This is a genomic window from Mesorhizobium sp. M1227, from assembly GCF_040318315.1.
Taxonomy (GTDB): domain Bacteria; phylum Pseudomonadota; class Alphaproteobacteria; order Rhizobiales; family Rhizobiaceae; genus Mesorhizobium.
In genome coordinates, this window is record NZ_JAMYLZ010000008.1 from 38152 (window position 1) to 61316 (window position 23165).

22 protein-coding genes and 1 pseudogene are annotated in these 23165 nt (G+C 63.9%); 17 read left to right on the forward strand and 6 right to left on the reverse strand.

Going from position 1 to position 23165, the window contains the following annotated elements:
* The first annotated feature begins 85 nt into the window (after positions 1-85).
* A complete protein-coding gene (locus NKH28_RS12925; RefSeq protein ID WP_352979085.1) occupies positions 86-2269 on the forward strand; it encodes a primosomal protein N' in 2184 nt (727 codons plus the stop codon).
* Between the two features lie 9 nt (positions 2270-2278).
* Here NKH28_RS12925 and NKH28_RS12930 read toward each other — a convergent pair whose 3' ends face one another.
* Both NKH28_RS12930 and NKH28_RS12935 read right to left on the reverse strand, forming a co-directional pair.
* Positions 2279-2734: a type II toxin-antitoxin system VapC family toxin gene (locus NKH28_RS12930; RefSeq protein WP_352471284.1), complete on the reverse strand. Its 456-nt coding sequence runs from the start codon at positions 2732-2734 to the stop codon at positions 2279-2281.
* Positions 2731-2976 (reverse strand): type II toxin-antitoxin system Phd/YefM family antitoxin, encoded by a 246-nt coding sequence (locus NKH28_RS12935; protein WP_254018681.1) that lies wholly within the window; start codon positions 2974-2976, stop codon positions 2731-2733. Before NKH28_RS12935 ends, NKH28_RS12930 begins: the two co-directional genes overlap by 4 nt.
* Before the next feature lie 210 nt (positions 2977-3186).
* Between NKH28_RS12935 and NKH28_RS12940 the strand changes: the two genes are divergently transcribed.
* From NKH28_RS12940 to NKH28_RS12965, 6 genes are all read left to right on the forward strand, one after another.
* Complete coding sequence (locus tag NKH28_RS12940; protein WP_352500793.1) at positions 3187-3582, forward strand: AGROH133_08824 family phage infection protein; 396 nt, start codon at positions 3187-3189, stop codon at positions 3580-3582.
* Between the two features lie 246 nt (positions 3583-3828).
* Positions 3829-4389, forward strand: a complete 561-nt coding sequence (locus tag NKH28_RS12945) for a F0F1 ATP synthase subunit delta (protein ID WP_352540923.1) — start codon at positions 3829-3831, stop codon at positions 4387-4389.
* Positions 4389-5918, forward strand: a complete 1530-nt coding sequence (gene atpA, locus NKH28_RS12950; protein WP_352489181.1) for a F0F1 ATP synthase subunit alpha — start codon at positions 4389-4391, stop codon at positions 5916-5918. The genes NKH28_RS12945 and atpA overlap by 1 nt, the downstream gene beginning before the upstream one ends.
* Positions 5919-5946: 28 nt before the next feature.
* Positions 5947-6831 carry a F0F1 ATP synthase subunit gamma gene (locus NKH28_RS12955; RefSeq protein WP_352471280.1) on the forward strand — a complete coding sequence of 295 codons (885 nt, stop codon included), beginning with the start codon at positions 5947-5949 and terminating at the stop codon, positions 6829-6831.
* 67 nt (positions 6832-6898) lie between these two features.
* On the forward strand, positions 6899-8464 hold the full coding sequence (gene atpD / locus NKH28_RS12960) for a F0F1 ATP synthase subunit beta (RefSeq protein ID WP_352683656.1): 1566 nt from the start codon (positions 6899-6901) through the stop codon (positions 8462-8464).
* 119 nt (positions 8465-8583) lie between these two features.
* Positions 8584-8991, forward strand: coding sequence for a F0F1 ATP synthase subunit epsilon (locus NKH28_RS12965; protein WP_023678096.1), 408 nt, complete (start codon positions 8584-8586; stop codon positions 8989-8991).
* A gap of 168 nt (positions 8992-9159) precedes the next feature.
* On the opposite strand, the gene uxuA is transcribed toward NKH28_RS12965, so the two are convergent.
* Together uxuA and NKH28_RS12975 are read right to left on the reverse strand one after the other, a co-directional pair.
* Entirely contained in the window at positions 9160-10338 is a 1179-nt protein-coding gene (gene uxuA, locus NKH28_RS12970; RefSeq protein ID WP_352979087.1) for a mannonate dehydratase, read from the reverse strand.
* On the reverse strand, positions 10335-11837 hold the full coding sequence (locus NKH28_RS12975; RefSeq protein ID WP_352772104.1) for a mannitol dehydrogenase family protein: 1503 nt from the start codon (positions 11835-11837) through the stop codon (positions 10335-10337). Before NKH28_RS12975 ends, uxuA begins: the two co-directional genes overlap by 4 nt.
* 175 nt (positions 11838-12012) lie before the next feature.
* Here NKH28_RS12975 and uxaC point away from each other — a divergent pair, with 175 nt between their 5' ends.
* From uxaC to recQ, 9 genes are all read left to right on the forward strand, one after another.
* Positions 12013-13422, forward strand: coding sequence for a glucuronate isomerase (gene uxaC / locus NKH28_RS12980; RefSeq protein WP_352979089.1), 1410 nt, complete (start codon positions 12013-12015; stop codon positions 13420-13422).
* A 38-nt stretch (positions 13423-13460) separates the two neighbouring features.
* Entirely contained in the window at positions 13461-14438 is a 978-nt protein-coding gene (locus tag NKH28_RS12985) for a TRAP transporter substrate-binding protein (protein ID WP_352979091.1), read from the forward strand.
* 103 nt (positions 14439-14541) lie between these two features.
* A complete protein-coding gene (locus tag NKH28_RS12990) occupies positions 14542-15069 on the forward strand; it encodes a TRAP transporter small permease (RefSeq protein ID WP_352979198.1) in 528 nt (175 codons plus the stop codon).
* A gap of 4 nt (positions 15070-15073) precedes the next feature.
* Positions 15074-16354, forward strand: coding sequence for a TRAP transporter large permease (locus tag NKH28_RS12995; protein WP_023678089.1), 1281 nt, complete (start codon positions 15074-15076; stop codon positions 16352-16354).
* Between the two features lie 10 nt (positions 16355-16364).
* Positions 16365-17141, forward strand: a complete 777-nt coding sequence (locus tag NKH28_RS13000) for a FadR/GntR family transcriptional regulator (RefSeq protein WP_352613286.1) — start codon at positions 16365-16367, stop codon at positions 17139-17141.
* A gap of 15 nt (positions 17142-17156) precedes the next feature.
* The gene (kduI, locus tag NKH28_RS13005; RefSeq protein WP_352979093.1) at positions 17157-18014 is read left to right on the forward strand and encodes a 5-dehydro-4-deoxy-D-glucuronate isomerase; all 858 of its coding nucleotides are present in this window, start codon (positions 17157-17159) and stop codon (positions 18012-18014) included.
* A complete protein-coding gene (gene kduD, locus NKH28_RS13010; protein ID WP_352979095.1) occupies positions 18011-18778 on the forward strand; it encodes a 2-dehydro-3-deoxy-D-gluconate 5-dehydrogenase KduD in 768 nt (255 codons plus the stop codon). Before kduI ends, kduD begins: the two co-directional genes overlap by 4 nt.
* A gap of 18 nt (positions 18779-18796) precedes the next feature.
* Complete coding sequence (locus tag NKH28_RS13015; RefSeq protein WP_352979097.1) at positions 18797-19135, forward strand: cupin domain-containing protein; 339 nt, start codon at positions 18797-18799, stop codon at positions 19133-19135.
* A gap of 361 nt (positions 19136-19496) precedes the next feature.
* Positions 19497-21332 (forward strand): DNA helicase RecQ, encoded by a 1836-nt coding sequence (gene recQ, locus NKH28_RS13020; RefSeq protein WP_352979098.1) that lies wholly within the window; start codon positions 19497-19499, stop codon positions 21330-21332.
* Between the two features lie 46 nt (positions 21333-21378).
* Here the strand turns inward: recQ and NKH28_RS13025 are convergent.
* Positions 21379-21471: pseudogene (locus tag NKH28_RS13025) on the reverse strand (SEC-C metal-binding domain-containing protein); the annotation flags it as partial.
* Between the two features lie 239 nt (positions 21472-21710).
* On the opposite strand from NKH28_RS13025, the gene NKH28_RS13030 reads away from it, so the two are divergent.
* Positions 21711-22859, forward strand: a complete 1149-nt coding sequence (locus tag NKH28_RS13030) for a hypothetical protein (RefSeq protein WP_352979099.1) — start codon at positions 21711-21713, stop codon at positions 22857-22859.
* Here NKH28_RS13030 and NKH28_RS13035 read toward each other — a convergent pair.
* Positions 22856-23110, reverse strand: a complete 255-nt coding sequence (locus NKH28_RS13035; protein WP_352979101.1) for a hypothetical protein — start codon at positions 23108-23110, stop codon at positions 22856-22858. The genes NKH28_RS13030 and NKH28_RS13035 overlap by 4 nt on opposite strands.
* Between the last annotated feature and the right edge of the window lie 55 nt (positions 23111-23165).

Genomic DNA, 23165 nt, shown 5'->3' on the forward strand with positions numbered 1-23165 from the left:
TCTCCTGAAGATTTTTCATGTGCACGTCATGCACATTCGGGGTCGGACTTTGATCTAGACCAAAGTCGGGGCAAGGTCACGCCTCATGATGGAAGATTCGCCCTTTGTCGCGGCCGCACCGGTGCTGGTGCCGATGCCCGCCGAGCGCCCCTACACCTATGCCGTGCCGGCTGGCATGCGCGTGGTGCCGGGCTCGATCGTGCGCGTTCCGCTTGGGCCCCGCCAGGTCGCCGGCATCGTCTGGGACGGCGCCGTCGAAAAGGTCGACGCGAAGAAATTGCGGCCGATCGAGCAGGTTTTCGACTGCCCGCCGATCGACCGCGCGATGCGGCGTTTTGTCGATTGGGTGGCGCAGTACACGCTGTCGCCGCCCGGCATGGTGGCGCGCATGCTGCTCAGGGCGCCGGAGGCGTTCGACCCGGAGCCGTGGATCGAAGGGCTGCAGCGCACCTTCGCCAAGCCCGACCGGATGACGGAGGCGAGGACGCGCGTGCTGGAAACGGCCGAAGGCGGACTGGCCTGGACGCGGTCCGGCCTGGCGCATGCGGCAGGCGTGTCGTCGACGGTTGTGGACGGGCTGCGGGCGCAGGGGGTATTCGAGACGGTGATGATCCCGCCGCGGCCGGTGGTCGCAGCACCCGATCCCGGCTACGCCGTGCCTTCACTGATGCCGGACCAGAGCGAAGCAGCCGAGATGCTGCGCACCAACGTCGCGACCGGCACATTCGGCGTCACCCTGCTCGATGGTGTAACCGGATCCGGCAAGACGGAGGTCTATTTCGAGGCGGTTGCGGCCGCGCTCGATCGCGGCAAGCAGGTGCTGATCCTGCTGCCGGAAATTGCGCTGACCCACGCTTTTCTCGAACGCTTCCAGGAGCGGTTCGGTGCCAAGCCGGCGGAATGGCACTCGGACCTGCCGCCACGGATGCGCGAAAAGGTCTGGCGGCAGGTAGCGGAAGGCGGCGTGCGGGTCGTCGCAGGCGCGCGCTCGGCGCTATTCCTGCCATTCAGGGAGCTTGGATTGATCGTCGTCGACGAAGAGCACGATCCCGCCTACAAGCAGGAGGATCGCGTCTTTTACAACGCGCGCGACATGGCCGTGGTGCGCGGCCATATCGGCGGTTTTCCGGTCGTGCTCGCTTCGGCGACACCGTCGGTCGAAAGCCGGGTCAATGCCAGCCAGGGCCGCTACAGCAGGGCGGTGCTTTCGGCGCGCTTTGCCGAGGCGGCACTTCCCGATCTCAAGACGGTCGACATGCGCCGCGCGCCGCCGGCACGCGGCGGCTTCCTGTCGCCGGTGCTGCTCGGCCATATGCGGCAGACGCTGGAAAGAAAGGAACAGTCGCTGCTGTTCCTCAACCGGCGCGGCTATGCGCCGCTGACGCTCTGCCGGGTCTGCGGCCACCGCTTCGGCTGTCCGGTCTGCTCGGCCTGGCTGGTCGAGCACCGCTTTCGCGGCCAGCTCGTCTGCCACCACTGCGGGCACAATGAACGCCGGCCCGAAGCCTGTCCGGAATGCGGCACGCTCGATCATCTGGTCGCCTGCGGGCCAGGCGTCGAGCGCATCGCCGAGGAGGTCGTCGCGCATTTCCCCGATGCCCGCACCATCGTCTTGTCGTCGGACCTGATGGGCGGCGTGCGGCGGCTGCGGCTCGAGCTTGAAGCCATCGCCAATGGCGAGGCCGACATCGTCATCGGCACGCAACTCGTCGCCAAGGGCCACAACTTCCCCAACATGACGCTGGTCGGTGTGGTCGATGCCGATCTCGGCCTTGCCAATGGCGACCCGCGCGCCGCCGAGCGCACCTTCCAACTGCTCAGCCAGGTGACCGGCCGCGCCGGTCGCACCGGCAAGAAAAGCCTCGGCCTGCTGCAGACCTTCCAACCCGACCACCCGGTGATGCGCGCGATCGTCTCAGGCGATGCCGAGGCCTTCTACGAGCGCGAGATCGCCGAGCGTGAGCGGGCGGGGCTGCCGCCCTTCGGCAGGCTCGCCGGCGTCATCGTCAGCGCGGCGACACGGGCCGAAGCCGAAGGGCACGCCCGTGGCCTGCGCCGCGCCGCGCCGCAAGCCACCGACCTGTTCGTGCTCGGCCCGGCCGAGGCGCCGCTGTCATTGATCGGCGGCCGCCATCGCTTTCGCCTGCTGATCCAGGGCGAGCGGCGCGCCGACATGCAAGGGTTCATTCGCACCATGTTGGCCGAGGGACCGAAGATAAGGGGCTCGGTGCGAGTCCAGGTCGACATCGACCCGCAGAGCTTTTTGTAAGCTGTCGAATTACCCTTTCGAGGCGCGTTCGGTGAATGGGTTCAGGTAAGGCACGTCGAGAATCGCAAAATGCCGGGTGTTGGCCGTCAAAACTGACAGGCCGTGCAAACGGGCAGTAGCTGCGATCAGAACGTCCGCCAGACCCGGATTGGCGCCTCTGGCGATAGTGGCGTCTTCCAGTTTTCCGGCTTCTCGCGCGATTGCTAAATCGATGGGAAGGATGCGCTGGTTGAACTCTAGAAGCAACCTTTCGAACCACTCATTGATGCGCTCTGCCTTCATATGCCCGCCCGCCCGCTTCAGTTTCGCGATTCCTCGTTCCACCTCCAAGATGACGATCGACGAGAGCTGCCAAGAGCCGCGTTCTCCTTGTTCGGCAACCCAGTTCTGCACGTGTGCCGGAAGCAGAGGCCGACCAGGTGCAAATGCCGAGAGAAAAGACGTATCAAGCAGATAGCCGGTCAAAACTCCACTTCCCGCGACGGCGATTCGTTTCGCTCAAGCTCGATGCCGCCTGGATACTGAAGCAGGAAATCCACGAAGTCTTTTTGGCTGTTCTGCGGATAAAGTTTCCGTCCCTCACCGATTGGCACCACCATGACTGCGGGCTTGCCGTGCTTGGTGATAACCGTGGGCTCACCGTTCTCAGCAGCCTCCACGAGCGCGGAAAGGCTGGCCTTTGCCTCTCGTAGTTGCATCGTCTTCATGCGCGGAACCTCTTGTGGTCTCATGTAGTCACAATATAGGAATTGTGCAGAAAAAAACAGCCCGTTGTGTAACGTCCTGTTAGCCCGGTCGATACAACGGCGCTCGCGTTGGGCTGACGCCCCGTAAATTGCGACGGCCCATCTGGCGCATGTCTCTTGCTTCGCTAGAATGCCCGAAAATTTTGAATATCCATTTACGAGGGGACAAGGATGGAATTTGCGTTTCCATGGCCGATGAGCCAGGGCGAGTGGCTGGCATGGTCAAGCGCCGTCGTGACCTTGCTTTTCGGGCTGCTGCTGTTCCTGGCGCCAGGGCTGGCCTTCCGGATTCTCAGGCTGCAGGTCAAGCCCGAGAAGGCGGCGGCGATCGCCGAAGGTCGCGGCAGGATGTCGGGCTTCTATCTCGGTGTCAGCCTGTGCTGCATCCTCTTGGCGCAGCCGCTGCTCTATATGGCGCTCGGCTTCTCCTGGCTGTTCACCGCCTTCGGCCGGCTGCTATCGATGATGTCGGACGGCGCCAACACGCCGTTCAACTGGGCTTCCATCGTCGTCGAGCTGGTGCTGGCGGCGCTGCCGCTTGCCTTCGCCTTCGGCTTTTTGCCCTGAATCATGGATCAATCCGGGGTTGGTTGCTGAACTCGCCCGGCGGATGCGACAATAGTGCCTGAAAACCATGCCGGACGACGCATTGCGGTCTGAAAATGCCTGTGCTAGACGGCAATCGACTTTCGACCGGGGATAGCGGAAGCCGCGCCTCCGTGCTTGGAAAAATGCAGTAAGGTCAAAGATTTAGCCAGAGTTTTTGCTCGCGCCAACAATCTGCGGCCTGTCAGACAAGAGAAAAGACGGTCCGTGGCCCAATCGTCATCGCCAATCTCAGGTGTCGCAGAACGCTATGCGGGTTCGCTGTTCGAACTCGCGCTGCAGGCCAATTCGGTCGCCAGCGTCGAGGCCGACCTCAACAGGTTCGAAACGATGCTCGAAGGCAGCGCTGACCTTTCGCGGCTGATCAGGAGCCCTGTCTTCTCCAGCGAGGACCAGGCCAAGGCGATCGCCGCGATCGCCGACAGAGCAGGGATTACCGGCCTCACCGGCAATTTCCTGCGCGTCGTTGCCCAGAATCGCCGGCTGTTCGCCGTGCCCGGCATGATCAAGGCGTTCCGCCGGATCGCCGCCGAACACCGCGGCGAGACCGCTGCCGAGGTCACCTCGGCGCATGCGCTGACGCCTGCCCAGGAAACCGAGCTGAAAGCAGCGCTGAAAAGCGTCGCCGGCAAAGACGTGGCGATCACGGTCACCGTCGATCCGTCGCTGCTCGGCGGACTGGTGGTCAAGATCGGCTCGCGCCAGATCGATACGTCGCTCAAAACCAAACTCAATTCGCTCAAGCTTGCACTGAAAGAGGTCGGCTGATGGACATCCGCGCCGCGGAAATTTCCGCAATTCTGAAAGACCAGATCAAGAATTTCGGCAAGGAGGCCGAGGTCTCCGAAGTCGGCCAGGTGCTGTCCGTCGGTGACGGTATCGCCCGCGTCTACGGCCTCGACAATGTCCAGGCCGGCGAGATGGTCGAGTTCCCCGGCGGCATCCGCGGCATGGCGCTCAACCTCGAAGCCGACAATGTCGGCGTTGTCATCTTCGGCGCCGACCGCGACATCAAGGAAGGCGACACCGTCAAGCGCACCGGCGCCATCGTCGATGCACCCGTCGGCATGGGTCTGCTCGGCCGCGTCGTCGACGCGCTCGGCAACCCGATCGACGGCAAAGGCCCGATCCAGGCCACCGAACGCAAGCGCGTCGACGTCAAAGCGCCCGGCATCATCCCGCGCAAATCGGTGAACGAGCCAATGTCGACCGGCCTCAAGGCCATCGACGCGTTGATCCCGGTCGGCCGCGGCCAGCGCGAGCTGGTCATCGGCGACCGCCAGACCGGCAAGACCGCGATCATCCTCGACACCATGCTCAACCAGAAATCGGTGCACGACAACGGCCCTGAGAAGGAAAAGCTGTACTGCGTCTATGTCGCCGTCGGCCAGAAGCGCTCGACCGTGGCGCAGTTCGTCAAGGTCCTGGAAGAGCGCGGCGCGCTCGACTATTCGATCATCATCGCCGCGACCGCCTCCGATCCGGCGCCGATGCAGTTCCTGGCGCCGTTCACCGCCTGCACCATGGGCGAATATTTCCGCGACAACGGCATGCACGCGCTGATCAGCTACGACGATCTGTCGAAGCAGGCCGTCGCCTATCGCCAGATGTCGCTGCTGCTGCGCCGTCCTCCGGGCCGCGAGGCCTATCCCGGCGACGTCTTCTACCTGCACTCGCGCCTGCTCGAGCGCGCTGCCAAGCTCAACGACGAAAATGGCGGCGGGTCTCTGACGGCGCTGCCGATCATCGAAACGCAGGCCAACGACGTTTCGGCCTATATCCCGACCAACGTCATCTCGATCACCGACGGCCAGATCTTCCTGGAAACCAATCTGTTCTTCCAGGGCGTGCGCCCGGCGGTCAATGTCGGCCTGTCGGTGTCGCGCGTCGGCTCCTCGGCGCAGATCAAGGCGATGAAGCAGGTTGCCGGGTCAATCAAGGGCGAGCTCGCGCAGTACCGCGAAATGGCTGCTTTCGCGCAGTTCGGCTCCGACCTCGATGCCGCCACGCAACGCCTGCTCAACCGCGGCTCGCGTCTGACCGAGCTGTTGAAGCAGCCGCAATTCTCGCCGCTCAAAGTCGAGGAGCAGGTCGCGGTGATCTTCGCCGGCGTCAACGGCTATCTCGACAAGCTGGCGATCAACCAGGTCGGCAAGTTCGAGCATGGCCTGTTGTCGCATATGCGCTCGGCCGGCAAGGACGTGCTCGACGGCATCCGCAAGGAGAAGGCGCTGTCCGACGATCTGCGCGCCAGGCTGAAGGCAGAAATCGACGCCTTCGCCAAGACCTTTGCTTGAGCAGGACGGACGGGATCAGGTTTGAAGCATGCCTTCGTTAAAAGACCTTCGTAACCGTATCGCCTCGGTCAAGGCGACGCAGAAGATCACCAAGGCGATGCAGATGGTCGCCGCGGCGAAGCTGCGTCGCGCGCAGGAAGCGGCGGAAGCGGCGCGTCCCTATTCGGAGCGCATGGGCGCGGTGCTGGCCAACATCACCCAGGCGATCGGCGGCGGCGGCGATGCCCCGGCGCTGATGACCGGCACCGGCAAGGACGACGTGCATCTGCTTGTCGTCTGCACGGCCGAACGCGGTCTGTGCGGCGGCTTCAATTCGCAGATCGCCCGCTTTGCCCGCGACCACATCCGTAAGCTTCTGGCAGACGGCAAGCAGGTCAAGATCATCTGCGTCGGCAAGAAGGGGTTCGACATATTGCGCCGCGACTACGGGGCGCTGATCATCGAGCGTGTCGACCTGCGCGAGGTCAAGACGCTGGGCTTCGTCAATGCCGATGCCATCGCCAAGAAGGTGATCCACCTGTTCAACGAAGGCGGCTTCGATATCTGCACGCTGTTCTATTCGCAGTTCAAGTCGGTGATCAGCCAGATCCCGACGGCGCAGCAAATTATCCCGGCGGGCGCGCCTGCGGCTGGCGCGGAAGTGAGGGATGGCGGCAGCGCCGTCTACGAATACGAGCCGGAGCCGGGCGAGATCCTCTCCGATCTCATCCCGCGCAACATTTCCGTGCAGGTTTTTCGCGCGCTGCTCGAGAATGCTGCCGGCGAGATGGGCGCCAAGATGAGCGCCATGGACAATGCGACGCGCAACGCCGGCGACATGATCAACAAATTGTCGATCACCTACAACCGCCAGCGGCAGGCGCAGATCACCAAGGAATTGATCGAAATCATTTCGGGCGCCGAGGCGCTCTAGGCACGCCCACAAGGAGGTCATCGACCTCAAGCGTGTGAGAAACAAAGAGACGAAAAGGGTAAGAACGATGGCGAAAGCAGCGACCCCGAAGACGGTAGCCCCGAAGGCCGCGGCACCAGCGAAGGCTCCGGCAGCAGCAAAGGCCGCTCCGGCCAAGAAGGCGGCAGCAACCAAGGCCGCCGCTGTGAATGCGCCGGCCGCCACCATCAAGAAAACCGGCCTGGCAGGCAAGGTTCGCCAGGTCATCGGCGCCGTTGTCGACGTCCAGTTCGGCGAACATCTGCCGGCGATCCTGAACGCGCTTGAGACGATCAACGTCGGCAATCGCCTGGTGCTAGAGGTGGCCCAGCATCTGGGCGAAAACACCGTGCGCTGCATCGCCATGGACTCGACCGAAGGTCTGGTCCGCGGCCAGGACGTCTATGATACCGGCGCTCCGATCACCGTGCCGGTCGGCCCGGGCATGCTCGGCCGCATCATCAACGTCATCGGCGAGCCGGTCGACGAGGCAGGCCCGGTCGACGGCATCGAGATGCGCTCGATTCACCAGCCGGCGCCGACCTATGTCGAGCAGTCGACGGAAGCGCAGATCCTGGTCACCGGCATCAAGGTGCTCGACCTGCTGGCCCCCTATGCCCGCGGCGGCAAGATCGGCCTGTTCGGCGGCGCCGGCGTCGGCAAGACGGTGCTGATCCAGGAACTGATCAACAACGTCGCCAAGGCGCATGGCGGCTTCTCGGTGTTCGCCGGCGTCGGCGAGCGCACCCGCGAAGGCAACGACCTCTATCACGAGTTCATCGAGTCTGGCGTCAACAAGAAGGGCGGCGGCGAAGGCTCCAAGGCCGCGCTCGTCTATGGCCAGATGAACGAGCCGCCGGGCGCCCGCGCCCGCGTCGGCCTGACCGGGCTGACGGTTGCCGAATATTTCCGCGATCAGGGCCAGGACGTGCTGTTCTTCGTAGACAACATCTTCCGTTTCACGCAGGCGGGCTCGGAAGTGTCGGCGCTGCTCGGCCGCATTCCTTCGGCCGTGGGCTACCAGCCGACGCTGGCCACCGACATGGGTGCGCTGCAGGAGCGTATCACCACGACGACCAAGGGTTCGATCACCTCGGTGCAGGCGATCTATGTGCCGGCCGACGACCTGACCGACCCTGCACCGGCGACCTCGTTCGCCCACCTCGACGCGACGACCGTGCTCAACCGCGCGATTTCGGAAAAGGGCATCTATCCGGCGGTCGATCCGCTCGATTCGACCTCGCGCATGCTCGACCCGATGGTTGTCGGCGAAGAGCATTACCAGGTCGCCCGCCAGGTGCAGTCGATCCTTCAGCGCTACAAGTCGTTGCAGGACATCATCGCCATCCTGGGCATGGACGAGCTGTCGGAAGAGGATAAGCAGACCGTGGCCCGCGCCCGCAAGATCGAGCGCTTCCTGTCGCAGCCCTTCTTCGTCGCCGAAGTGTTCACCGGCGCACCGGGCAAGCTGGTCGACCTCGCCGACACCATCAAGGGCTTCAAGGGCCTTTGCAACGGCGATTACGACCATCTGCCGGAGGCCGCCTTCTACATGGTCGGCGGCATCGAGGAAGCGGTCGAGAAGGCACAGCGCCTGGCCGCTGAAGCGGCCTGATGGTGAATGGTCGATAGTGAATTGTGAATGGGGAGTAGCGGATAGGAAATCGGGGGCTGAGTGAAGGTCATTCTTTCTGACTATTCACCATTCACCATTCACCAGTCGCTAAATTGATCATGCCTGAAGCTTTCAAATTCGAACTGGTCTCGCCGGAGCGCCTCTTGGTTTCCGAGCAGGTCGAATCCGTCGTCATTCCGGGCGCCGAGGGCGAAATGACTGTCATGGCGCATCACGCGCCGGTCATGACGACGATCAAGCCGGGCGTCGTCACGCTAAAGACCGCCCAAGGCAAGGAAGAGCGCTATGTGGTGTTCGGCGGCTTTGCCGACATCGTTCCGGCCGGCTGCACGCTGCTGGCGGAATCGGCTGTGGCCGTCGGCGACATCGACCGCGCCGACCTTGCCCGCCGCATCCAGGAGGCCAGGGAAGACGCCGCCGACGCCAAGGACGACCAGACCCGCAGCAAGGCCGAGCAGTTCCTCAACCAGCTTACGACGCTTGAAGGTGCGCTGTTGCCGGCTTAACAGGCGCCCCTTGCCTTCTCCCCTTGTGGGAGAAGGTGGATCGGCGCGCAGCGCCGAGACGGTTGAGGGGTGTTGGAAGAACTGAGACGGCGGCGATCCCTGGAGCACCCCTCATCCGACCGAGCTCCGCTCGGCCACCTTCTCCCACAAGGGGAGAAGGGGGGCTGGTCACACCGTCAGTGCCTCTACTGCGCGCATGACGCCGCGCAGTTCGGCGAGGCCCTTCAGGCGGCCGATGCAGGAATAGCCGGGGTTCACCTTCTTGCCGATGTCATCGACAATGGCATGGCCATGGTCCGGACGCATCGGGATCTGCCAGTCCGCCCTGCCTGCCGCCTTGCGCCGCCGCTCTTCGCCAATCAGCGCCGACACGACCGCCACCATGTCGGTGTCGCCGTCGAGGTGCTCGGCTTCGTGGAAGGAGCCGTCTGGCTCCTTGGTGACATTGCGCAGATGGGCGAAATGGATGTTTTCGGCGAAGGCCTCGGCCATCGTCGGCAGATCGTTCTGCGCGCCCGCGCCGTAGGAGCCGGTGCACAGGGTCAGCCCGTTAGCCGGCGAAGCGACCGCGTCGAGCAGCGCGCGGGCATCATTGGCGTTGGAAACGATGCGCGGCAGGCCGAACAGCGAAAAGGGCGGATCGTCGTGGTGGATCGCCAATCTGACTCCGGCCTCTTCGGCGATCGGCACGATCTCGCGCAGGAAGGCAAACAGGTTTTCGCGCAGGCCTTCGGTGGAGACGTCCTTGTAGAGGTCGAGGGCGCGGCGGAAGCTTGCCCGATCGAAGATGAATTCGCGCGCCGGGACCCAGCCGATCAGGTTTCGCTCCAGCCTTGCCTTGTCGCTGTCGCTCATCCCTTGCAGTCGCGCACGCGCGGCCTCGACGCGGGCCGGTGGGTGATCGGCCTCGGCCCCTTCTCGCTCGAGGATGAAGACGTCATAGGCGCAGAGCTCGACGACATCGAAGCGCAGCGCCGTGCCGCCATGCGGCATGGGATAATCGAGGTCTGTGCGCGTCCAGTCGGTGATCGCCATGAAATTATAGCAGACGGTATTGATCCCGGCGGCGGCGACGGCGCGGACCGACGCCTTGTAATTGTCGATCAGGCTGCGCCAGTTGCCGCTGCGGGTCTTGATGTCCTCATGGACGACGATGCTCTCGACCACATCCCAGGTCAGGCCTGCTGCCTCGATCTCGGCCTTGCGCCTGGCGATCTCGTCCGCCGGCCAGGCGCGGCCGTCATTGAGGTGATGCAGCGCGCTGACGATGCCGACGGCGCCGGCCTGACGGACATGGGCAAGCGTCACCGGATCGTCCGGCCCGAACCAGCGCCAGGTCTGTCTCATGGCTTCTCACTCCCTATGCCAAGCGCCGCCAAAGCTGCGGCAGTGCCGCCCCGCCGCAGGCGCTCGAGATGGGCTGCCGTCAGATCGATCAGTGTCATGCGGTGGGCATGGTCCTTGGCGAAGCCGGCGAGATCGAACATCGCTGTCACCGTTTCATCAGCCGGCCGGCTGCCGAGCGCCGTAAGCCGAGTGTCGATCGGGTCGGTGAAATGGGCTTCCGGCAAGGTTTTGCCGCGCGCCTCGCAAGCGGCAATCCAGGCCGCCACCACCAGCATGAGATGCGCGGGCGGGTCACCGGCGCCCAGCCGATCAAGGGCCGAGGCGACGATGCGCTGCGACAGCTTCTGGCTGCCGTCATTGGCGATCTGCGCGGTGCGATGGGCGAGCGCGGTGTTCGAATAGCGTTCGGCGAGCTGGGCCGTGTAGCCGGCCGTATCGAGCCCGGCGTCCTGCGGCAGCGTCGGGATGGCCTCGGCCCATAGTCCGTCGACGAATTGCCGGATCGCCGGATCGGCAAAGGCGCGGTCGACCGTGTCGTAGCCGCTGAGCAGGCCGAGATAGGCGATTGCCGAATGCGAACCGTTGAGCAGCCGCAGCTTCATGTCCTCGAAGGGCCCGACGTCGCCGACCATGGTGACGCCGAACTTTTCCCAGGCCGGCCTGCCTGCCGGGAAATCATCCTCGACCACCCATTGGCAGAACGGCTCGGTCATCACCGGCCAGGCATCCTCGACGCCGAGCTCGACGGCGATACGCGCCCGGTCGGCATCGGTGGTCGCCGGCACGATGCGGTCGACCATGCTCGACGGGAAGGCGACGCCGTCGGCGATGTGTGCGGCGAGCCTGGCATCGCCCGAAGTGGCGAGCCTGGCATCGCGCAGTGCGGCGAATTCGACCAGCAGGCGGTGCAGTGTGGCACCATTGGCCGGAAGGTTGTCGCAGCAGAGCACGGTGAAAGGCTGGATGCCGGCGGCACGGCGGCGCGACAGCGCCTCGGTCAGGAAACCATGCGCCGTCCGTGGCATTTGCGGGTTGGCCAGATCATGGACGATGTCGGGGTGGGTATTGTCGAGGCCGCCGCCGGCTGCCCTCAAATAGGCCTTTTCGGTGATCGTCAGCGTGACGATGCGGGTGCGCGGATCGGTCAGGGCGGCGAGCACCGCAGCCGGATCTTCCGGCGCCACCAGCAGCGACAGGATCGAGCCGACGACGCGCAGCTCTTCGCCGACGCTGCTCCTGATCGCCAGCGTGTAGTGGCCATCCTGCGGCGCCAGTGCGTCGCGCGTGTCAGGACTGCGCAAGGACACGCCGACAATGCCCCAGTCCGCCTCACCCGCCGCCAGGCAGTCGTCGACATAGGCCGCCTGGTGGGCGCGATGGAAGGCACCGACGCCGAGATGGACGATGCCCGGTGCAATAGCGCCGCGGGCGTAGCGCGGGACCGCGACCGAAGCCGGCAGTGCCTTCAGCGTGCTGTTGGAAAGGCGTCTATTGGTCATTGCGCCACGTGTCTGATCGAGATTGTTGGGTCACTGCTGGCAGGCGGCCTAACACCCGATGCCGTCACGCACAATGGGCAATGGCCGACGAAAAGTCATCATACAACAACCCAGTTTTTGTATGTTGACATTATTTCTTTCCAACCCTACCGATGTCCGGATTGGGAGGATTCACGTGGCCGCATTGACGGATCCGGACTTGCTGTTTGCCGCCGAGGCGCGCCCGCGTTCGCTGGCCCGCGATCTCTATGCCGCGGTCAAAGACCTGCCGATCGTCAGCCCGCACGGCCACACCGATCCGCGCTGGTATGCGCTCAACGAGGCGTTTCCCGATCCGGCGCAGTTGCTGATCGTGCCGGACCACTACATTTTCCGCATGCTGTTCAGCCAGGGCGTTCGGCTTGAGGAGCTTGGGGTGCCGACGCTTGACGGCTCGCCGGTTGAAACCGACGGCAGAACGATCTGGCGGTGCTTCGCCGAGCATTATTACCTGTTCCGGGGTACGCCGACCCGGCTGTGGTTCGACCACGTGCTTGCCCACCTGTTCGGCATCGACGAGCCGCTGACGGCCGCAACCGCCGACCGCCATTACGACATGATCTCGACCTTGCTGCAGTGGGAGAATTTTCGCCCGCGAGCGCTGTTCGAGCGCTTCAACATTGAAGTCATCGCAACGACCGAAGGCGCGCTCGACGATCTCAGATGGCACCAGATGATCCGCGACAGCGGCTGGGAGGGCCGCGTCGTCACCGCCTATCGGCCGGATGCGATCGTCGATCCCGACTTCGAAGGCTTTTCGGCCAATCTCGACCGGCTTGGCGAGATCACCGGCTGCGACACCGGCAATTGGGCCGGCTATCTCGATGCGCATCGCCAGCGGCGGGCCTTCTTCAAGAGCTTTGGCGCGACTTCCTCCGATCACGGCCATCCGACGGCCGAAACCGCCAATCTCTCGGATGCCGCCGCGCAGGAGCTGTTCAACCGCATCCGCCGGGGCTCGGACGACGAGCGCGAGCGAAAGCTGTTCCGCGCCCAGATGCTGACCGAGATGGCCAAGATGAGCCGCGACGACGGGCTGGTCCTGCAGATCCATCCCGGCTCCTGGCGCAATCATTCGCCGGCTATCTTTCACAAGTTCGGCAGGGACAAAGGCTTCGATATTCCGACCCGAACCGACTATGTGACGGCGCTGAAGCCACTGCTCGACTGTGTCGGGCTGGAGCGCGACCTCACCATCATCCTCTTCACCCTCGACGAGACCAGCTATGCGCGCGAGCTGGCGCCGCTCGCCGGCGTCTATCCGGCATTGAAGCTCGGGCCGGCCTGGTGGTTCCACGACAGCCCCGAAGGCATGCGCCGGTTCCGTGAGATGACCACCGAAACGGCCGGTTTCTACAACACCGTCGGTTTCAACGACGACACCCGCGCCTTTCCATCCATACCGGCCCGCCATGATGTGGCGCGCCGGGTCGATTGCGCATATCTGGCGCGTCTCGTCGCCGAGCATCGGCTCGGCGAGCACGAAGCGCACGAGCTGGCGCAGGAACTTGCCTATACGCTCGCGAAAAAGGCGTACCGGCTCTAACGGCGCTTGCCGCCATCGTTCAAAACGGGAGGAAACCAATGCTGCATTTTTCGAGACTGGCGGGAGCTACGCTAGTTGCCGCCGCACTGCTGGCCGGATCGGCAAGCGCCCAGACGGTCCTGCGCTCGTCCGACACCCACCCGGATGGCTATCCGACGGTCGAGGCGGTCAAATATTTCGGCGAGCTGGTGAAGGAGCGCACGGGCGGCCGCTATGTGGTCGAGATCTATCCTTCCGCGCAACTTGGCGAGGAAAAGGACACGATCGAGCAGGTGCGCACCGGCGTGATCGATCTCAACCGCGTCTCGATGGCGCCGTTCAACGGGCTCATCCCGGAGACCACCGTGCCCTCGCTGCCCTACATCTTCCGTTCGGAAGAGCATATGCACAAGGTCATGGACGGGGCGATCGGCGACCAGATCGCGGCGGCGTTCGACCAGGTCGGGCTGGTGCTGCTCGCCTTTTACGACGGCGGCTCGCGCTCCTTCTACAATTCGAAGAAGCCGATCAACACCGTAGCCGACATGGCCGGGATGAAGTTCCGCGTCATCCAGTCCGACATCTTCGTCGACATGGTGGCGGCACTCGGCGCCAACGCGACGCCGATGCCGTATGGCGAAGTGTATTCGGCGATCGAGACCGGGGTGATCGACGGCGCGGAGAACAATTTTCCGAGCTACGACACCGCCAAGCACGCGGAAGTCGCCAAGTACTATTCGCTCGACGAGCACACGATGGTGCCGGAAGCCTTCGTCATGGCGAAGTCGAGCTGGGACAAGCTGACGCCGGAAGACCAGGCGATCTTCAAGGCGGCCGCCAAGGAGAGCGTCGCCAAGCAGCGCGAGCTGTGGACCGCCAAGGTCAAGGAATCGCGCGCCAAGGTCGAGGCGGCCGGTTCGCAGATCACGACGCCGGACAAGCAGCCCTTCATCGACGCGATGGGGCCGGTCTACGAGAAGCACGTCAAGAACGACAAGCTGAAGGCCATGGTCGAAGCCATCAAGGCCGTGCAGTGATCAAGCGGCGGCGCGGACATTCCGCGCCGCCATCCTCCTGGGGAGAAAGCCGGTGACTTCCAGCCCAAGACCAACACCGCTTCTGTCCGGCGTCGCGCAAGTGATGTCGCGCGTCAGCACGGCGGCGCTGTCGATCGCCGGCATCGGGCTGGTGCTGATGACCGCCTTCGTCGCCTGGCAGGTGTTCGGCCGTTATATTCTGAACCGCTCGCCGAGCTGGACCGAGCCGGGCTCGGTGATGCTGATGAGCTGGTTCATTTTCCTCGGCGCTGCCGTCGGCGTGCGCGAGAACTATCACCTCGGCTTTGACGTCCTGCTCTACGTGCTGCCGAAAGGCGGCAAGCGCTGGCTGCGGATGATTTCGGACCTCGTCGCGCTCGCCTTCGGCATCGGCATGATCTGGTACGGCAGTCAGCTGGTCGCATTGACCTGGGGCTCTGTCTTGCCGTCGCTCGGCATATCGGGGGGCTGGGACTACGTCCCGCTTGTCGCGGGAGGCGCGCTCATCGTGCTCTTCACGCTGGAGCGCATTGTGCTTCGCCTCTCCGGCGCGCCGATCGACGATGCCCTCGATGAACTGCCGCCGGCCGAAGTCGCGGCCGAACTCGACACCGCCAACGTGAAGGTCTGACGCCATGGAACTGTGGATTCTCTTCGGCGTCTTCACCCTGCTGATGCTTATCGGCACGCCGATCGCTTTCTGCCTCGGCGTCGCAAGCCTCGCCACCGTCCTCTATATGGGCCTGCCGCCGCTGATCGTATTCCAGCGCCTGAATTCCGGCATGAGCGTCTTTTCGCTGCTGGCCATTCCGTTTTTCATCTACGCCGGCGACTTGATGGTGCGCGGCGGCATCGCCAGCAAGATCGTTGCCTTCGCCGGCTCGCTCGTCGGCCATCTGCGCGGCGGCCTCGGGCAGGTCAACATCGCCACCGCTACATTGTTCGGCGGCATTTCCGGCTCAGCGGTGGCGGAGGCAGCGGCGGTAGGCGGCCTGATGATCCCGCAGATGAAGGCGCGTGGATATGGAGCGGACTACGCCGTCAACGTCACGTCGATGGCGGCGCTGATCGCGCTGCTGCTGCCGCCGTCGCACAACATGATCATCTACTCGATCTCGGCAGGCGGAAAGATCTCCATCGCCGATCTGTTCACGGCCGGTATCATCCCGGGCCTGCTGCTGGCCCTGTCGCTGATGGTCACCGCCTATATCGTGGCGCGCTCCCGCGGCTATCCGACCGAGGCGTTTCCGGGCTTCACCGCGGTCGCGCATCTTTTCGCCGTCGCCGTGCCCGGCCTGCTGTTGATCGCGATCATCTTCGGCGGCGTGCGATCGGGCGTCTTCACCGCCACCGAGAGTTCCTGTATCGCCGTCATCTATGCGCTGCTCGTGACCGTCTTCGTTTACCGGCAGATGACCTGGGAAGGGTTCGTTCATGCCACCCATGGCGCCGTGCGCACCACGGCCATGGTGCTGCTCATCATCGGCATGGCGGCGGCGTTCTCGTGGCTGATGGCCTTCCTGAAAGTGCCGGCAGCGCTCATCGCCTCCATGAACGCGATCTCGGACGATCCGCTGGTTGTGCTTCTCCTGCTCAACCTCCTGATGCTGTTCCTCGGCACGTTCATGGACATGGGGCCAACGATCATCATTTGCACGCCGATCTTCCTGCCCGTGGCGCAGGCCTACGGCGTCGATCCGGTGCATTTCGGCGTCATCATGATCCTCAATTTCGGCATTGGGCTGAACACGCCGCCGGTGGGCGCGGTGCAGTTCGTGGCATGCGCAGTGGGCAAGATATCCGTCTGGGAATCGATGCGCTCGATCTGGCCGTTCTATGGCGCAGGCCTCGTGGTGCTGGCGCTCGTCACTTACATTCCGGCCATTTCGCTATGGCTGCCGAGCGTCTTCAAATAGGGGGTGCGACATGGCATCGGACACTGCCGTCGGGCTCCGCGTCGAACGAAGACCGAAGCTTTCGGAAACCGTCGTCGCTGCGATCCGCAAGCAGCTGCAGGCGGGCGAGATCCAGCCCGGGCAAAAGCTGCCGACCGAGGGCCAGCTGACGGAAACCTTCGGGGTCAGCCGCACCGTGATACGCGAGGCGCTGGCCAAGCTTGCCGCGGACGGCCTGGTCGAGCCGCGCCAAGGCGCCGGCGTTTTCGTCACCGAACATATCTCGACAGCGTTCGGTGCCCTGGCAGCGGAGATGGGCAGCAAGGATTCGATTGCCCTCAACGTGCTCGAAGTCAGGTTGGCGATCGAGATCGAATCCGCCGGGCTCGCCGCCATCCGGCGCAACGCCGCGCAGGAAGCGGCAATCCAGGAAGCCTTCTTCGAGTTCGAACGGCTGCTCCTCAACAGCGAGCCGACTGGACCGGCCGACCTTGCCTTCCACCGTGCAATCGCCAGCGCCACCAACAATCCGTTCTATGTCGAGATGCTCGACGTGCTCGGCCGCCGCGCCATTCCTTGCGACGTGACCTCGCCCTGGTCGACCGAGATCGCCCAATCGGACGCCTATCAGCGCGGCCTGCAGCGTGAGCATCTGGTAATCCTCAATGCGATCTCGTCAGGCGATGCCGAAGCGGCGCGGGAGGCGATGCGCGCGCATCTCGGTGCCAGCCAGCAGCGCTATCGCGAGCGCCTGCACGCGCGCCAGGTTTTTTATGCCGACTCGGTCAAGGCCGCGGCAACCGAATGAGCAATTGAGGCAGCAATGATTCAATCTGACGATCACACGGATTTCACCTCCCGCTTCGCCATCGACCCTGTTTCTGCCGCAGCCATGGGAACGGACGAGCTGCGACACAATTTCCTGATCGAGGACTTGTTCCAGCCCGGCCGCATCGGCCTGACCTACACCCATTACGACCGCATGATCGTCGGCGGCGCCATGCCCGCCGGTACACCGCTGCCGCTGCAGGCGATCAAGCCGACCGGGACCAAGAATTTTCTCGACCGCCGTGAGATGATCATCGTCAACATCGCCGGTGCAGGCGTCGTCAAAGCCGGCGGCCAATCCTACGAGCTGCAGGCGCGCGACATGCTCTATCTCGGCATGGGCACGGATGAGGTATCGTTCGCTGCGGCCAATCCGGCTGAGCCGGCTAAGTTCTACCTGCTCAGCGCGCCGGCGCATCAGGGCCACCCCAACCGGCTGATCCGCATCGGCGATGCCAAGCGGCTCGATCTCGGCAGCCAGGCAACCTCCAACGAGCGCTCGATCTTCCAGTTCATTCATGCCGACGGCGTAAAAACCTGTCAGCTTGTCGTCGGCATGACGCAGCTTGCCCCCGGTTCGGTCTGGAACACCATGCCATGCCATGTGCATGACCGGCGCATGGAGGCCTATCTCTATTTCGACCTGCCGGAGGCGGCGCGGGTGTTTCACTTCATGGGCGAACCGGACGAAACGCGCCATCTCGTCATGCGCAACGAGGAGGCGGTGCTGTCGCCGGGATGGTCGATCCATTCGGGCGCCGGCACCTCGAACTACGCCTTCATCTGGGCGATGGCCGGCGACAATGTCGACTATACCGATGTCGACCTGGTGGCGATGGAGGAGCTCAGGTGAGCGATCTCTCGGCCTTCAGCCTTGCCGGCAAGCGCATCCTCGTCACCGGCGCCAATACCGGCATCGGCCAGGGCATCGCCGTGTCGATCGTGCGCGCCGGCGGCGCGGTCGTCGGCGTCGGCCGGTCGGCGATGGACGAGACGGCGGAGAAGGTTGCGGCTGTCGGCGGCCGCTTCGAGGCGGTCCGCTGCGATCTTGGTGATGATGCAACTGCCCAGGCGATGCTTGACCGCGTCTGGGACGGCACCGGACCGCTCGACGGCCTGGTCAACAATGCGGGCATCATCCGGCGTGCCGACGCGGTCGACCTGACCGAAGCCGACTGGGATGACGTCATCGGCGTCAATCTGAAGACGGTGTTCTTCCTCAGCCAGAGTTTTGCCAGGCGCGTGCTTGCCGAGCCGGGACGGCGCGGCAAGATCGTCAACATCGCTTCGGTGCTGAGCTTCCAGGGCGGCATCCGTGTCGCCTCCTACACCGCCTCCAAACACGGCGTGCTCGGCATCACCCGGCTGCTGGCCTGTGAATGGGCGGCAAAGGGCATCAATGTCAACGGCATTGCGCCGGGCTATATCGAGACCAACAACACCGAGGCGCTGCGCGCCGATCCCGACCGCAGCGCCTCGATCCTGGCGCGCATCCCGGCCGGACGCTGGGGCGCGCCGGAAGACATCGGCGACGCAGCCGTCTTCCTGCTGGCGCCGGCGTCCAACTACATGCACGGCGCGGTGGTGCCGGTGGACGGCGGCTGGCTGGCACGATGAAAAGGTGAGAGTTTGGCGATGACCGGAACCAAAATCTTCTCGCATGCCGGCGAGGCTGCGTGGACGCCGACGCCGGATGGCAACCGCAGGCGCGTGCTCCTGCACACGGACGAACTGATGATGGTCGAGTTCGGTTTCGACAAGGGCGGCGTCGGCGCACTGCACTCGCACCCGCATGTCCAGGCAAGCTACGTCGCCGAAGGCTGTTTCGAAGTCACCATCGACGGCAGGACCGAGGTCCTGGAAACGGGAAGCAGCTTCATCGTTCCGTCCAACCTTGTCCATGGCGTCAAGGCGCTGGAGGCGGGACGACTGGTCGACAGCTTCACGCCGCACCGCGCCGATTTCCTCGACTGAGCTGCGGGCCGAAGATCAGGCAGCCGGTTCTCGGAACGAAAAACCCGCGCCTCCGGAGAGACGCGGGCGTGTTGCCTGGGCGCTTGTGGCGCCGCGGTACTCAAAACATCACCGCAGAACCTGAACCTGCCGAATGATGGTGAAGATAGGATTAACCGCTCCGGGGCGGTGCGATATTCACAGCCAAAGCGAATAGGGGCTGGAACGACGGTCTGATATCGGCCAATGAGAGAGAAGTTCGCCTCAGGCGGTGCCGCGGACAGGACCAGAGGGGTCGATAAATGTTCGAATCTGCTGTCCAGGCAATCACCTGGCGATTCGCCGGGGAATTTCGGCAGGTCGTATCCCCGAAAGTTCTGTAATGCAGGCAGCAGCGAGCATCCCGGCAGAGGATTCCAAGCGGCGCGTCCTCAGGGATGTATTCGGTTTCGATGATTTTCGTCCCGGCCAGGCGCCTGTTATGGAGGCGCTGCTGGCCGGGCACCATGTGCTGGCTGTCATGCCGACCGGCGCCGGCAAATCGCTCTGCTACCAGGTCCCGGCGCTGGTGCTGGGCGGGCTCACCATTGTCGTTTCGCCGCTGGTGGCCCTGATGCAGGATCAGGTCGCCGCATTGCGCCTTGCCGGCGTGGCGGCCGATACGATCAATTCCTCGCTCGACCGCGATGCCAATGTCGCTGGATGGCGCCGTGTCGCGGCAGGCCAGACGCGCCTGCTCTATCTTGCACCGGAGCGGCTAATGACGGTGCGAATGCTCGAGGCGTTGACCAAGCTCGATGTCCGGCTGATCGCCATCGACGAGGCACATTGCATCTCGCAATGGGGACCGGCGTTCCGGCGCGAATACGAAGAATTGTCGAGACTACGTGATATCTTCCCGAAAGTGCCGATCATTGCGCTGACGGCGACGGCGGACGAGACGACGCGCACCGACATTGCCGCGCAACTGTTCGACGGGCGCGTCGATACCGTGGTGCTCGGCTTCGACCGGCCGAACATCAAGCTAAGCATTGAGCCCAAGCAGGACAGCAAGCGCCAACTGCTCGGCTTCGTGCAGCGCCATACCGGCCGCAGCGGGATCGTCTATTGCCTGTCACGCAAAAAGACCGAAGAGATGGCGGCGTTCCTCGAGCGCAGCGGCGTACGCGCGCTCGCCTATCATGCCGGCATGAGCAAGGACGCGCGTGAAGCGAATCAAAATGCTTTCATGACCTTGTCCGGCGTGGTGATGGTGGCGACCATCGCCTTCGGAATGGGGATCGACAAGCCGGATGTCGCCTATGTCTTCCACACCGACCTGCCGGGCAGCTTGGAGGCCTATTATCAGGAAATCGGGCGGGCGGGCCGCGACGGGCGGGCGGCCGAGGCACATATGCTGTTCGGTCTCGGCGATATACGCATGCGGCGGCTTTTCATCGAAGACGAGGATGCGCCGGCTGAGCACAAAAGGCGCGCGCATGGCCGACTCGATACGCTGATCGGTTATTGCGAGACGACGCAGTGCCGCCGTCAGATCCTGCTTGGCTATTTCGGCGAAAGTGCTTCGCCTTGCGGCAATTGCGACAACTGCCTCGACCAGGCGCCGCATGCGGATGGCGAGGCGGAGGCGCGGATCATCCTGGCGGCGATCGCACAGACCGGCGAGCGCTTTGGTGCTGCCCATGTCGTCGATGTCCTGCTCGGCCATGAAACCGAGAAGGTCCTGGCCAGGAATCACCACAGGCTTGCCAGCTTTGGCACCGGTGTGGCGCATAAGAAGAATCTCTTGCTGTCGCTGCTCCGCCAACTCGTCGCGGGAGGGTTCCTGACATTGGACTCAGCCGGCCATGGCGGCCTCGCCATTGCCGAGAAGGGCCGTGCGCTGGCCCGGGGCGAGGCTTCATTCCGGTATCGCTTGGACGCGCGCCAGTCATCGCGAGGCAAGATACGTCCTGAGGATACCGCAGCAGGCACGGAAGGTCTGGATTCGGCGCTGCTGGCGGCGCTCAAGGCTGTACGGCTGCGTCTTGCCCGGGAACGCCAGGTGCCGGCCTTCGTGATCTTTTCGGATCGTACACTGATCGATATGGCCGAACGCTGCCCGCGTGATCTGGACGCCTTCGCCGCGGTCAACGGCGTCGGCGCCGCCAAGCTCAAGGATTTCGGCGAGATATTCCTCGGCGCGATCGCTGCGCATCAATCCGGTGGATCGGCGTGAGGGTAGCCAAAAATCAAAACTCGCAATTGCGCGACACTGCAACAGGTTAGTTTGCCAGGCAGCATTTCTTTGCTTTCTTGCCGCTTCCACAGGGACACGGATCATTGCGTCCGACATGGCGCCAAGGATTTGTGACCGGCGCTGTCAATCTCGACAACTCGTCGAGCCAAGGACGGAGTCCAGTTCTTCCTTCTTCATGGCGTCCTCGCTGCCGTTCGCGCTTGCCAAATCTACGACAGGCCGGCTGCCTTTCAACGGTTCATCCGCACAAACGGCAAATTCCTGTGCAGAAAGGGCCAGACGGGGCGAGTTCGATCTCGACACAGCTCTATCCTGAACTGACCTGTGGGACGAGGATCGGCCAGCAGCCAAGCAACCATGAGCGAATATCAATACTACGAGTTTCGGGCGGTCGACCGCCCACTCAGCGAAGCGGATCGCCGGGACTTGCGCGATGTGTCGACGCGGGCGCGGATTACGGCCACGAGCTTCACGAATTTCTACGAGTGGGGCGACTTCAAAGGCGATCCGGTCGCGTTGATGCGGCGTTGGTTCGATCTTCATCTCTATTTGGCGAATTGGGGCACCCACCGGCTGATGATCCGGTTTCCAGCGCGATTAATCGACCGGCAGCGTCTCGAGGGATTCCTACATGCGGTCGATTGCCTCGAGATCAGCACGTCCGGCGAGAACCTGATCGTCGACATCCTGTGCGAAGAACTGGAACCTGCGGACGATTGGGATAATTGGGACGACGACTCGCACTGGCTCGAAGCACTCGCGCCGCTGCGCGCCGACGTGCTCGGCGGCGATCTGAGGCTTTTCTACCTGCTGTGGCTGAAGGCGGCCGAGATCGGTTCCGTCAAGCCGGACGAGGCGGAGCCTTTGCCGGGGATCGGCCCGATGACGCCCGCGCTCGACGCTTTCGCGCGCTTCTTTCAGCTCGACGCCGACCTCGTCGCTGCGGCGGGCGAGCGTCCCGCCGGCGCGACAACGGAATTGTCGCCGGATATGGTCCGGCGTTCAGTCGGCGCCTTGTCCGATCATGAAAAGACGACGCTGCTCGTTCGTCTCGTCGACGGCGATCGGCATGTTGAAAACGAGCTTCGGGCGTTCGTCCGGAATCGCTCGATGTTGAAAGTCTCTGTTGGAAGCCCCATGGCCACTGTTCCGCGCTCGGCCGGCGAACTGCGAGCCCGTGCCGAGGCGATCCGTCAGGCCCGCGAGCACGCGCAGGAGGAGCAACGAGAGGCTGAAAGAAAACGGCAGGCGGCGGAAGAGGCGCGCGCCCGCCGTATTCGGCTCGATGCGCTCTCGCGGCGCGGCGAAAGCGTCTGGCGTGAGGTGGAGAACGAGATCGAACGCCGCAACCCTCCCGGCTACGATGAGGCCGCCAGCCTTCTGCTCGACCTCAAGGCAATCGCCGAGGAATGTGGCACGACCCACGATTTTGCTCGCAGGCTGCAGGCGATCCGCGATCGGCATATCCATAAGAGGCGATTTATCGAACGGCTAAGAGACGATTAGCACCGGCTTCGTCTCGCCGCTGCAATCGCAGCCTCCTGCCGCCGCAAGCGCTCGATCTTCGCACTCTGGCGGGCAGCTACGGTCGAGGCGACACGCTGCCCTCCCAACAGCCAGCCCGGAATGTTGGTGTGGACGACTTTGCCACGAGCGATGGCTGTCGCCGACATTTCGTCGGCGACCGCGCCTATCGCCACGTTGAGCTCGACGCAACTCATCTTGTCGTATTTCGCAGCATCAAAGGATGCCGGCAAAGGCGATGCGCAACTTCCGACAAACATGAGGCTGCATATCAGAGGCGCGGCCGTG